Consider the following 12327-nt stretch of genomic DNA (forward strand, 5'->3'; position numbering starts at 1 on the left):
ATTTATTCAGCCTCTTCCTCAGCAAAGATCAAGTGTTTTTCTGTGAAAATCTGCAAAGTCCCTTCAAACCTTTTCACCAGATCATCAATTTCCCTTTTGGTAATGGTAAGCGGCGGTGCAATCAATACAGCATCTCCATCGATGCCGGTTTTGCCTGCCCCCGCCGGGTAAATAAGCAGTCCCTGTTCCTGCGCTTCCTGTATTAATCTCTGTGTCAGATTAAACTTTCTCGAAAACGGCTCTCTGGACAGATGATCTTTTACAAATTCAAGTCCGATCATTAGTCCTTTTCCTCTTACATCACCAATAAAGGAAAATTTGGATTGCAGTTTTGTCAGCTTATTTTTCAAATACACACCTTTGCTATCCACTTCAGGGATGATGTTGTTTTTTTCAATATACTCAAGCACTGCGAGAGAAACTGCGCAGGACTGAGGATTGGCACTTAAGGTATGGCCGCTCATAATGCTCTTTGACCCTGCCAAAATAGGCTTCATAATTTCATCGCTTACAAGGGCAGCCGCAATCGGAGCATACCCGGCCCCCATTCCTTTACCAAGTGCGACAATATCAGGTTTTACATTCCATTGCTCGCAGGCAAGCATTGTGCCCGTTCTGCCAAAACCGGTCATAACCTCATCAGCAATAAATAAAATGTCATGCCGGTCACAAATTTCTTTTATTATCCTGTAGTAATCTTTTGGAGGGGTTATAGCACCCCCTGCAGCCCCAATGACTGGCTCTGCGATAAATGCAGCAATATTCTCTTGCCCTATCCGTTTAATGACGGTTTCAAGTTCATGGGCACACAGATATCCGCATTCAGGCGCTTCCAGCTTGTATGGACACCTATAGCAATATGGCGGATGAATGACAGGAAAATCTTCAAGCAGCGGTATGAAACGCGCCCTTCTGCCCGTATGACCTGACATTGATAAAGCACCCAGAGTTATGCCATGATAGCTCATCCACCTTGAAAGCACCTTTGTTTTTGTCTGAATGCCTTTTTCCTGCCAGTATTGAATCGCAATTTTCATAGCTGTTTCAGTGGCCTCAGAGCCGCTGTTCACAAAAAAGCTCCAATTTAAGTCGCCAATTGCCGCTTCCGCGATTTTAAGAGCCAGCTTTTCAGCTGCCCCGCTGGTAAATTGCGAACGATACACAAAAGAGACTTTCTTAGCCTGTTCATGCATTGCCTCAATGATTTCCTCAACACCATGGCCAATATTTGCCGTTATCGCGCCAGACGATGCATCCAAATATTCCTTTCCGTCAGTATCATATAAATAGACGCCTATGCCATAATCAATAACTGGATAATGTGCATGAAGCATTGGCTTAATTAGGTTTGATTGATCCATTTCAGAAACCCCTCCATTGTTATTCGTGGAAAAAAAGCGTCTTGGGCTCTAAAGTTGAAGCAGAATTGTAAAGTGTGACGCTATCTTCTGGGCCAATATATTAAAATATATGAAATGACTTCCAAAATCTTTCTTAAAGAATATTCATATCTTTAAAATGAACCATTTGCAGGAATTAAAAAAACAGCCGGTGTAATCGGCTGTTTTTTTGGTTAAATAATGCTTTTTTTCAGGTTCATCAGATCAATGTCTTCCTCTGCAAGTTCTTGAAAATATCCTTCTTCATCATGATGAAAGACATACTCAAGTTCTTCTTCAGCTTCTTTCAATTTATTTAAGATTGATAGATAGCAAGCTTTATTATATCTCGCTATCAAAAGATCAGGATCAATTTCAAGCGCTTCCTCCATTAGTTTTAGTGATTTTTCAACATCCTTTATTTTATGAAAAGAAATAGCCAGTTCAATATATAAGGAAGTATCATCGGTATGAAACTTTAATCCTTCTTCCATAATCTCTATTGCTTCTTCATACCGTTTTCTTTTATTTAATAATTGTCCGTATCTAAAATGGGCTTCTTTTTCATACGGATTTTCTGTTAACACCTTTCTTAAGATTGTTTCTGCCTGGGTGAATCGCATCCTGTGTGTAAATGCAACTGCCTTTAAGAGCATGAGATGTGTATCGTTCGGCTTTTCTTTTAGGCAGGCATCCAGCAGTTTTATTGCTGTGTTCATCTCTGCCGCTTCCTCAATGGGATCATTCCCGCCCGCCATATGGATCTGTACAAGCTGATAGGCTGTAATAAAATCCCAATCTTTTTCAAGAGAAGATTTCAGAACCTTTTTGGCATCCTCCTCAAGATTTACAGATTCATAGAATCCCGCAAGACCGATTGGTGCATTTTTATTAAACGGATTATGTCTGATTGAGGATTCATATAAGTCGATAATCACTCCAAACAAAGTGATCTGCTTTGTCTTCTCTCTCATCTTTTGAACAAACCTTCCAATGAAGGAGGAATTTTGATCAGCTTCCCAATCCACACCGCTTGCATGCTGGGCCAATGCATCAGCTGCCTTTAAGAATACCTGGCTTTTTTCCGTTTTTTCAGTTCTAATTTTCCCGAGGAATGCCGGAAGGTGTAAAATTTTATTGGTTTCGACAAATAGCACAATTAAAGTTTCATATATGTCTTCATCATCCCAATATTCTTTAATAAGTTCCTCCAGAAGCTTCCTAGCCTCTTTATATTTCTTATTCTCTATAAGCAATTTTGAATAGTGATGTTTTATTTCAGCTAATTGAGAATCCAGATTCAGGGCCTGCAAAAGACATTCCTCTTCCTTGATTCTGTCTCCTGCAGCTCCATAAGCATAAGCAAGGCTATCCAATCTCCATGTTTCCAGAACTTCACCCTGCATACGAATTAATTTTTCAATAACCCCCCGAAGCTCTTCCATGGATAGTAAGCTTGATAAATATTCAATATTAACTCTTAGAGGAGCCTTATCAATCAGCTTCAGCATATACTCTGCTTCCTTCAGTTCATTTCCTAAAATCCCATAGATTTGTGCAATGCGGCTATATGCCCCCTCTGTTTCAGGATTAAGATCAAGACATTTTCTAAATGCTTTAATCGCCGGTTCAAACTTTTCAAGTCTAAAATACGTTTCCCCCAGCCTGTAGTATGGAAAAGCTGTTTCATTTTCCCCGATGGCTCTTTTATAAAGGCTAATTGCTTCAGCATATCGCTCAGCACTTTCATATAAAGTGCCCGTATAGCATAGATAGTCAGTTTGAGAGTCTTCATCAGCCTTTGCTTCCAGAAAAGCGATTGCACGATTCACATAAGGCGACTCTTCTGCTATATTTACATATAGCTCCAGGGCTTCATTCAGATTTTGATCAACGTAGTTAAATCCCCTTTCAATTAGAGACATTCCTGCCTCCAGCAGGTGGGAATCCTTCAGGTCTTGTGCAAAGTCTGCAACCAGTTTGCCCCCATTTATTAAAAATTCGCTATCCTCACTGAAACGTTCTTCATGTTGTCTTATAAATTCTGCTGCTTCATCTGGCCTCTTCATTTCAGAGATAGCAAATGCATAACCCAGATAGGCAAAAACCTCATTAGGATTTTCTTCTATACAGGAGAAGTAAATACTCTCTGCTTTTTCATATTCCTCATGATCTTTGTAAAGATCACCCAAGCGAATTAGAATCTGCGGACTTCCTGATACCCCCGCTCCTTTCAGTAAAATCTCTTCAGCACGCATTTTATCTTCAAACAAATATTCATAGCAGTCGGCAAGAGCCAGATATGGATAAGAAATTTCAGCATCCAGGCTGGCTGAAATTATGTAGCCTCTTTCTGCTTTGCGGATTTTTCCTTCTGCCTGGTCAAGCTTCGCTCTCTCATACCATACATGCGCATCACCATGATCTTCACGAAGAAGCTGGCTGAATATCGAGCGTGCTTCATTGTACTTTTCCTGATCCGTAAGAATTATGGCATGATTTACTCTAATAAAGCGGTCTTGCTCATTTATATTTAGTGCAATGTCTGACATTTCTTTCGCATTTTCCGTCTCAGAATTATAGAGGAAGCACAGCGCAATATAACTCCAAATATAGTATTGGTCTGGGTCAAGCTGAAGGGATTTTCTGAAATAGCCGATCGCAGAATAGTATTGGTCCTTATACATCTGGATCCTTCCACTCAAATATTGGTATAATGGGCTAAAGGTTTTTCTATTGACAAGTGATAAAGTCTTTTCCGCTCGATCGATTTCGTTTAAACGTATATATGCCTGAGCTGCATACAGCTTAAAAAAGTCTGACTCAGGAAAAATGGCCAGCAGCTTTTCGGAACATTTAATAATGAATTCTTTATGTTTATCCCCGGAAAAAAATTTTAATGTATATATGAGCGTATAAGGCTCATTCATTGAAGAAGATAAAAAGTCTGCCATAGCAGGTTCATTTTTCATTATGTCTTCTTCAACCATTTCCGAAAGGGAGTGAAGTTTTTTATAATACAGGTGATCATCCATAGGCAGGAATTCAAGCTCCGCCTCTCTCTCTATTGGCACTGCCGCAATCGACAAAAAGTTAGTATTTACAGCAAGCTTTTGGAACTCTCCATAAGGAACATACATTGTATCAAGAAAGTTTGGATCTTGTACCAAATAAAAGCCAAATCGTTCATCAATCCCAATCATAACCTGCACATGTGAAGATGCCTCAAAGTCCACACTAAGGATGATGGGTATCCCCTGCTGCAATAATGCCTTATAACGCTCCTTTTCACCTGTAAAGAAACGGTATGCGAAACCTTCTTTTTCAAGGTATTCCGCAGATGCAGACAGCTTTGAACCAGTCACATCAAAAATATGTTCAGCAATATCATCCTGAGTTTCCTTTTTACCAAAATAAGAAAAGAGCATTTCAAAGCTGGCAGGCACACAGTAATTGCTTTTCTGTACAATTGGATTGATTGAGAGCTTTACTGCATCACCTGTTTCAGAAAACCCCTTATCTCCTGAGAAAGGACTGTCCTTCATTTTCTTCTGAGAGATAAAGTGATGTAATTTTTCAAGTTCATCTTTTTGATAGTAGGAAAGAGCTCTAAGATGTTCAAAATAGCACTCATAGCTGTGAAAAGGAACAAGTCGATCGAGCTCACTCATTTCTGCTAGCATGTCCTCATGCAAGCCGAAATCTCTGTATCTGCGAATAAGCTCCAATTTTAATGCAGGCGCCAGCGGGTGGACTTCCATGCCTTCTTTAATCGTTTGAAGAGACTTTCCCCCTCCTCCATTTGATGCGTATAGATCTGATAACAAAAGATAACAAGCAAGTCCCCGTTCTTCATCTCTCAGGCCAGCAGTTAAATGAGATTCTGCCTTTGCACGGTCTCCTATCTGCAGATAATAAAATCCAAGTTTATCCCAGATTGGCTTTTCGCTGATCGCCTCCATTTCAACGAGCTTTTTCACTGCTTCTTTTGTTCTTTTTAACTCAAGAAGGCTATGTACTTCTGTAAATAAAGCACTTATCCTCAGCTCAGTTTCTGCTTCATGCGGCATCTTTTTCAAATATTCCGTTATAATATAATTTGCTTCCAGTGACCTTCCACTGTCAATTAACTCATCGCAATACCAAATGGCGGTTTGAAGTGTTTTAAAACGCCTGTGTGCATAGCGGGCAAGAAACCCGCTATATTGGTACATCACTCCACGGTCAAATAATCGAATGAGCAGCTTAAAATCTTCAACTGAAGATATTTTTGCTAATTTATTCTTAATAATTGAGAATTTTGATTTTTTCATATCTTCCAACTCATTAGCCAGAACATTCAGCGCCTTTAAAAACTGCCTGTCTTCTGCCAGGCCTTTTAGGTTTTCCAGAATTTCCATTGTGCACCTCATTTGGGTATGATAGAAATATAATACAAACATTTACAGAGATTTACTACAGGAAATGGTTGTATTTTTTTCTTTGCATAAAAATACCCCGGCATATGATCCGGGGATTAATTATCTCTGTTCAATCCAAATTTCACTTTCAAAACCTTTTGCTTTTATTGCTGCCCTTCCTCCAATCGGGATAGTGGCATAAGGCTGTACATGGCCAAAATTCACATCAGCTATCACAGGAATGCCGTGAAGCTCTTTTTTTGACTCAATAATCTTTCTCAGTGCCTCTTCGGTAACCTGGGAATTCTTCTGAAATCTGCCAATCAGGATTCCTTTGATGCCTTGAGCATCAGGCAGGTGCAGGAGTGATTGAAGATCCCGATCAAATGTAAGAGCATGTGATTCCTCATCATCTTCAATAAATAAGATTGAATCCTTTAATGATGGCATGAATTCTGTCCCCTGCAGCAAATTAAGTGTGCATAAATTTCCTCCAATTAATCTCCCTTCTGCATCCCCTTCCTGGATTACCGTATACCCATTATTTTTGATGAAATGCCTGTCTTCCTGATCAAGATACCATGGATCATCACTCCAATCTGACGAAGCGAGGATTTCATAGGGAGCGTCATTGGTTACTGCATTAATAAAAGAATCAAGAGTGTACTCAAACCCATGTTTCACACCGAAGCTTGAAAAATGCGGGCCTGAATAGGTGATCAATCCTGTTTTTTTATAAATTGCTCCCTGCAGTGCCGTGATATCACTAAATCCGCAAAGTATTTTCGGATTGTTTTTTATTATCTCGAAGTCTATGTAATTCAAAAGCTGGTTGGCGTTATAGCCGCCAATCACTGTGAGGATCCCCTTTACATTAGGATCAGTAAAAGCATCATGCAAATCTTCAATTCTCTCTTCAATAGAAGTACTGAAAAACTCATCATGCAATTCCGCATTTTTGCCGTATGTTATTGTGAATCCAAGCTGATTCAGCCGTTCCTGGGCAATTCGCAATTGTTCGCCTTTTATGATGGCCATGCTTCTTGCCGGTGCAATGACCCGGATTTCATCTCCTGGCTTTAAACGCTCTGCAAGCATTATGTCCTCTCCTTTGCTCCTTTGAGCCTTGTTTATTTTTTTTACATTTTATCAGATACAATCTCGTTAAGAAATGACTGTTTTTACATATTGAAAAAAGGCCAGCTTTTCAGCTTGGCCTTTCTGCTTTTATACTATTGCAGCTTCCCTTCTTGGTGCATTGCTTTTCTTTTCTACGATATCCCTTGCAATCCAGACTCCGCAAGCTCCCGCTTGTGCGAGACCTCTAGTGATGCCTGCACCGTCCCCGCCGACATAAAGGCCGCTAATTTCCGTTTCGAAACGGTTATTAAGTCTTGGGCGCGCAGAGTAGAATTTTGCCTCTACGCCATAAAAAAGTGTATGTTCTGATGCAAGACCAGGAGATACATGGTTTAAAGCCTCAGTCATTTCAATCAGGCTTTTCATTGTATTATATGGAAGCACAAGGCCTAGGTCGCCAGGTACCGCCTCTTTTAAGGTTGGCTCCAGGAAACCTTCTTTAATCCTCTTCTCAGTTGATCTTCTTCCTTTTAATATATCTCCATACTTTTGAACAATGATTCCGCCGTTTGAAAGGCTGTTGGCAAGCCTTGAGATTTCGTGTGCATACTCATTTGGCTTATCAAACGGTTCTGAGAATGTATGGGATACAAGCAGAGCAAAGTTTGTATTCGGGCTTCCCAGTTTAGGGTCTTTATAAGCATGGCCATTCGCCAGCATGATTCCGGAGTGGTTTTCCACTACGACATGGCCAGAAGGATTGCTGCAGAATGTCCGAACTCTTGTACCGACAGATGTATTAAATGTGAACTTTCCTTCGTAAAGATGTTTATTAATCTCTTCCATGACAATATTGGAAGTTTCGACCCGGACACCAATGTCGACTTGATTATTGATCATCTTTAAGCGGCGGGACTTCAGGAGGTTTGCCAGCCAAACAGATCCATCTCTCCCGGGTGCTACAACCACCTTATCAGCATGAACTTCATTTCCGGACTTAAGCTTAACCCCCATAATGCGATGGCCATCAGGCGTTTTTTCGGTTATAAGATCTTCAACCTCTGTCTTATAAGACATATCAATTTTTTCACGCAAATATTCATAAATGCTTTTTAGTATTTCAAGGTTCTGCTCCGTACCTAAATGCCTAACCTGTGCACGAAGAAGTTTCAGTCCCGCTGCATAACCGCGGCGCTCAATATCTCTCACTTCAGCCGTCATTGGATCTGTGATGCTTTCAGTTGCACCGTGTTTCAAATTAATTTCATCTACATATTTGATCAATTCAACAACCTGGGAATCAGGGAGATAATCTGTCATCCAGCCGCCGAATTCACTTGTAATATTGAATTTCCCATCTGAATAAGCCCCTGCTCCGCCAAAACCATTGGTGATTGAACATGCCGGCAAACACCCTGCATACTCTTTTCTTCCCGCGGCCGGCGGGCATTTCTCAATCTTTTTCTGTAAAATCGGACAATTCCTCCGATAAATATCATGACCTTTATCAATTAATAAAATATTTGCTTCAGGCATTTTTAGTGTTAGTTCATAACAAGTAAATATTCCAGCCGGTCCAGCACCGACAACAATAACATCATAATTTGCATTCATCGTCCTATTCCCCCAGACGCATTATTCGTTAATTTCATCAACCCTAGGTAACTATATCAAACACTGAATAAATGGTCAATCTTTTTACGAACTATTTAATAAAATTAATCAATATTGTTCGGTTTTACAAAAGTTTATGTAAAATTCCGCGAATAAACCGCAATTGCTGGCCCCTTAACAAACTGAAGGCTGCTCCTAAAGAGCAGCCTCCACAAGATTCATTTTATATTACCAATTTCCACAGCAGCATGCTCCGATAATGATCAATAGAATGAACAATACGACGATCAATGCGAAACCGCCATATCCGCATCCTCCATATTGAGCACCCGCTACAGGATATCCATATCCTGGAAAACATTGGTCGTAGCCAGCACCAGCAACTGCACCTTTATACATTAATAATCACTCCTCAACAAGATTTCTTGGGCATTTTCAATATTAATGTATGTGCGGAGAACTTGACCCGCATGTGCATTTGCCCATTTTTATAAAAAAACGCTGAACTCCATTTTAAATCTTCCCCCATAGCCATTATTAGGGTACGATAACATTAAGGATTCAGAAAAGAAGCGGGGGATTCAAACCAATGAAGAAAAGGAAGATCGGCATATATTTTTTTATCATCACTTTTATATATGGTTTGTATCATTTGTTTGATAGCCTATCTAAAGTTGAAGGGGCAAATCCAACTAACGTGTATCAAAAGTTATCATCAAAAGAGAATATCAATTACCTCATTATCGGGGATAGCATTGGCAGGGGGTCAGGTGCGACCTCCAAATCATCTGCATGGTTTACAAGGCTTGAGCGGCATCTTCATAGTGAATTTGAAATCAAAGCCAGAAGGCATTCTATAGTCCAAAGCGGTGCCACTGCCTTTGAAGGCTTATATAAGCTTCAGCAATCCGAACATTTAGGGAAAATTGATTTAACTTTTATCGTGTTTGGGGAGAATGACCGCAAATATATGGATGAAAAGCAATTTTCATATTTCTACGAAGGGCTTATCCGGAAAACCAAACAGCTCTACCCTGATACCGAGATCATAACCATTACAGAAAATCCGCTTGATAATGAAGCATTTGTCCAGGCCATTTCTGTTATTTCTAATCACTATGGCGCAAAAAATGTGGATATGAGAAAGCCGTTCGGACAATCCGGATTGCCTGCTCAGGAACTGACAAAGGATATGGTCCATCCAAATGATGAGGGCTACAAAATATATGCAGATACACTAATAAAGAAAATAAGAGAATTAGCCGGCAGTCATGCAGAAATTGCTGAACTTTCTGCCCCCATTCATGAAAATGCGGATATTGAAATAGCATCGATTCCTCATGTAACGGACATATCGGGTTCATTTATTCACAAAGACGGCATTTGGGAGAGCAGCAAGGCGGGTGACAGTCTTGAATATCAATTTAGCGGCCCCTTCCTAGGCGTCAATATGATTCGAAGTGAAAAAGGCGGAAAGATGGATGTTTTTATAGATGATGCATATATCACATCTTTATCCGCTTGGTGGCCATTAACTAAAGAGCGATACCAGTATATCATTAGCGGCCTTGATCACGGAACGCACCATGTGAAATTTATTGTATCGGATGAAAAATCAGTAAACAACAGCACGAACGATGCTGTTATTCAAATTTCTTCCATCCTGAGCAGATCAGAATAGGAAGGTTTTTCGTTCGATTGAGGAGAAATTCATGAAAAGTTTATTAAAGAATTTTATCAATGGGATTCTAACAATTGTGCCCATTATTTTAGCAATATTTGTTGTGGTAAAAACCTTTTTGTTTTTAGACAGCATTTTGGGGAATCTCTTAAAGCCTTATTTAAAAGATGATTATATCCCTGGAATCGGACTAATAGCTACACTTATCCTGATTACTTTATTAGGATGGCTTTCCACCAATTTCCTTACAGGTTCCATTATTAAACTTGTGGATCGAATGCTGGAAAGAATTCCTCTTGTTAAAACGATTTACACAGTCATTAAAGATACTGTCCATTCCTTCTTGGGTGAAAAGAAATCTTTCTCAAAAGTAGCATTGGTTACAATCCCTGGGACCGAAATGAAGAGTCTCGGGTTTATTACTTCAGAAGAATTGGAAGAATTTTATGACCCGCTGAAGGAATATGCGGCTGTCTATGTTCCGCAGACTTTCCAGGTAGCCGGCTTCACATTCTTAATACCAAAGGATCAAATCGAGATCATAGATGTTAAGTCGGAAAATGCAATGAAATTTATTCTATCTGGAGGAATGACCTCGAAGGGAGTTCCGGAAAAGGACCGGAGTTTTTAAGAAATAATTAGAAAAAGCCGCCTAAAAATTAGGCGGCTTTTTCTAATTATTTTGCAGTAACAGTCATAATCGTAGATGTCCCTCTAGCCACAGGTCCCTCCACACTCTTCTCAAGAGAAGCGACCTGGTCGCCATTAGTGACAATGATCGGAGTGATAGTGCTCTTTGCCTTTTCTTTAACTAGAGCTAAATCAAAAGTGACAAGCTTATCCCCTTCACTGACCTTTGATCCTTCGGAAATATGGGTCTCAAACCCTTCCCCTTTCATCGAAACCGTTTCAAGGCCTATATGAATTAAAATCTCTGCACCATTCTCAGCACGAATGCCAATTGCATGCTTGGTAGGAAACACTTGAACTACTTCTCCATTTACCGGGGAAACAACCACCCCTTCTGCAGGTTCGATTGCAATACCGTCCCCCATCATTCTTTCTGCAAATACAGGATCAGGCACGTCTTCCAGATTAACTGCCGTGCCTGTCAAAGCAGCCTTAACCTCAATTGCTTTAACTGCTTCCTTTTTGCCAAATAATTTCTTAAACATAAAAACACCTTCCATTTCTTAGTTTGCATCATTAAATAATCGCAGAAATTCTTTATAGCCTTCTTCCTCCAGTTTTTCCTTAGGAATAAACCTTAGTGCAGCAGAATTAATGCAATAACGGAGGCCCTCAGGTCCCGGCCCATCATCAAAAACATGACCAAGATGAGAATCGGCTGATTTGCTTCTCACTTCCGTTCTAACCATAAAGTGGCTGCGATCTTCTTTTTCCACAATTTCTTCATCCTGTATGGGCTTTGTGAAGCTTGGCCAGCCACATCCTGCGTCATACTTGTCTTTTGAGCTGAAGAGAGGCTTGCCGGAAACAATATCGACATAGATTCCCTCTTTAAATTCATTCCAATATTCATTGCGGAATGGCGGCTCCGTGCCATTATTCTGAGTGACTTCATATTGCATTGGATCAAGTTTCTGCTTTAAATCTTCTCTATTTTTTGCCATTATCTTTCACCCCAATGCTTATTAATAAATGCCTTTCTTCCAGAGCCGGTTTGATAGGAACTGTATCTATCCGGATTTTTTTTGTAATAATGCTGATGATAGTCTTCTGCAGGATAAAAGTCTGAAGCAGGCAGAATCCTGGTAACTATCGGTTTCGTAAATGGTCCGGTTTCTTCAAGCTTTTGTTTGGATTCTACTGCTGATTGCTTTTGTTTTTCATTATGATAGAAAATCGCTGTCTGATATGATTGGCCGCGATCATAGAACTGCCCGCCTGCATCTGTTGGGTCAATCTGCTGCCAATATAGTTCAAGAAGCTTTTCATATGGGAAAACCACAGGATCAAATGTAATTTGAACTGCTTCGTAATGACCAGTCGTTTCTGAACAGACTTGCTGGTAAGTAGGATTTTTTACATTCCCTCCGGTATATCCGGATATTACTTCTTTAATTCCAGGCTGTTCATCAAAAGGTTTTACCATACACCAAAAGCAGCCTCCTGCAAATGTTGCCTTTTCAAATAGTTTCTCTGTCATTTA

General features: G+C 40.0%; 10 protein-coding genes. 2 read left to right on the plus strand and 8 right to left on the minus strand.

Annotated features, from left to right (window positions below; translation table 11 throughout):
- Positions 1-2: 2 nt before the first annotated feature.
- The 5 genes from A361_RS18700 to A361_RS31345 form a co-directional block, all read right to left on the minus strand.
- On the minus strand, positions 3-1361 hold the full coding sequence (locus A361_RS18700; RefSeq protein WP_019379704.1) for an aspartate aminotransferase family protein: 1359 nt from the start codon (positions 1359-1361) through the stop codon (positions 3-5).
- 212 nt (positions 1362-1573) lie between these two features.
- Entirely contained in the window at positions 1574-5779 is a 4206-nt protein-coding gene (locus A361_RS18705) for a tetratricopeptide repeat protein (protein ID WP_019379705.1), read from the minus strand.
- Between the two features lie 120 nt (positions 5780-5899).
- Positions 5900-6877: a S66 family peptidase gene (locus A361_RS18710; RefSeq protein WP_019379706.1), complete on the minus strand. Its 978-nt coding sequence runs from the start codon at positions 6875-6877 to the stop codon at positions 5900-5902.
- Between the two features lie 129 nt (positions 6878-7006).
- The gene (locus A361_RS18715; RefSeq protein WP_019379707.1) at positions 7007-8473 is read right to left on the minus strand and encodes an NAD(P)/FAD-dependent oxidoreductase; all 1467 of its coding nucleotides are present in this window, start codon (positions 8471-8473) and stop codon (positions 7007-7009) included.
- A 228-nt stretch (positions 8474-8701) separates the two neighbouring features.
- Positions 8702-8872, minus strand: coding sequence for a YjcZ family sporulation protein (locus A361_RS31345; RefSeq protein ID WP_009332599.1), 171 nt, complete (start codon positions 8870-8872; stop codon positions 8702-8704).
- 190 nt (positions 8873-9062) lie between these two features.
- Between A361_RS31345 and A361_RS18725 the strand changes: the two genes are divergently transcribed.
- Entirely contained in the window at positions 9063-10154 is a 1092-nt protein-coding gene (locus A361_RS18725) for an SGNH/GDSL hydrolase family protein (protein WP_019379708.1), read from the plus strand.
- Positions 10155-10185: 31 nt separating this feature from the next.
- On the plus strand, positions 10186-10785 hold the full coding sequence (locus A361_RS18730) for a DUF502 domain-containing protein (protein WP_019379709.1): 600 nt from the start codon (positions 10186-10188) through the stop codon (positions 10783-10785).
- Positions 10786-10831: 46 nt separating this feature from the next.
- Here A361_RS18730 and A361_RS18735 read toward each other — a convergent pair whose 3' ends face one another.
- From A361_RS18735 to msrA, 3 genes are read right to left on the minus strand one after another with little or no spacing between them, the layout of a single operon-like run.
- Positions 10832-11329, minus strand: coding sequence for a PTS sugar transporter subunit IIA (locus A361_RS18735; RefSeq protein WP_019379710.1), 498 nt, complete (start codon positions 11327-11329; stop codon positions 10832-10834).
- Positions 11330-11347: 18 nt separating this feature from the next.
- Positions 11348-11788 (minus strand): peptide-methionine (R)-S-oxide reductase MsrB, encoded by a 441-nt coding sequence (msrB, locus tag A361_RS18740; RefSeq protein ID WP_009332605.1) that lies wholly within the window; start codon positions 11786-11788, stop codon positions 11348-11350.
- Positions 11788-12324 carry a peptide-methionine (S)-S-oxide reductase MsrA gene (gene msrA / locus A361_RS18745; protein WP_009332606.1) on the minus strand — a complete coding sequence of 179 codons (537 nt, stop codon included), beginning with the start codon at positions 12322-12324 and terminating at the stop codon, positions 11788-11790. Before msrA ends, msrB begins: the two co-directional genes overlap by 1 nt.
- Positions 12325-12327 lie beyond the last annotated feature (3 nt).

The sequence above is a fragment of the Cytobacillus oceanisediminis 2691 genome (genome assembly GCF_000294775.2).
In the GTDB taxonomy this organism is placed as follows: domain Bacteria; phylum Bacillota; class Bacilli; order Bacillales; family Cytobacillaceae; genus Cytobacillus; species Cytobacillus pseudoceanisediminis.

Bases quoted from the DNA above. Each gene is read 5' to 3' on its own strand.
- A361_RS18700 (WP_019379704.1), bottom strand. From the start codon at position 1,361: ATGGATCAATCAAACCTAATTAAGCCAATGCTTCATGCACATTATCCA.
- A361_RS18705 (WP_019379705.1), bottom strand. From the start codon at position 5,779: ATGGAAATTCTGGAAAACCTAAAAGGCCTGGCAGAAGACAGGCAGTTT.
- A361_RS18710 (WP_019379706.1), bottom strand. From the start codon at position 6,877: ATGCTTGCAGAGCGTTTAAAGCCAGGAGATGAAATCCGGGTCATTGCA.
- A361_RS18715 (WP_019379707.1), bottom strand. From the start codon at position 8,473: ATGAATGCAAATTATGATGTTATTGTTGTCGGTGCTGGACCGGCTGGA.
- A361_RS31345 (WP_009332599.1), bottom strand. From the start codon at position 8,872: ATGTATAAAGGTGCAGTTGCTGGTGCTGGCTACGACCAATGTTTTCCA.
- A361_RS18725 (WP_019379708.1), top strand. From the start codon at position 9,063: ATGAAGAAAAGGAAGATCGGCATATATTTTTTTATCATCACTTTTATA.
- A361_RS18730 (WP_019379709.1), top strand. From the start codon at position 10,186: ATGAAAAGTTTATTAAAGAATTTTATCAATGGGATTCTAACAATTGTG.
- A361_RS18735 (WP_019379710.1), bottom strand. From the start codon at position 11,329: ATGTTTAAGAAATTATTTGGCAAAAAGGAAGCAGTTAAAGCAATTGAG.
- msrB (WP_009332605.1), bottom strand. From the start codon at position 11,788: ATGGCAAAAAATAGAGAAGATTTAAAGCAGAAACTTGATCCAATGCAA.
- msrA (WP_009332606.1), bottom strand. From the start codon at position 12,324: ATGACAGAGAAACTATTTGAAAAGGCAACATTTGCAGGAGGCTGCTTT.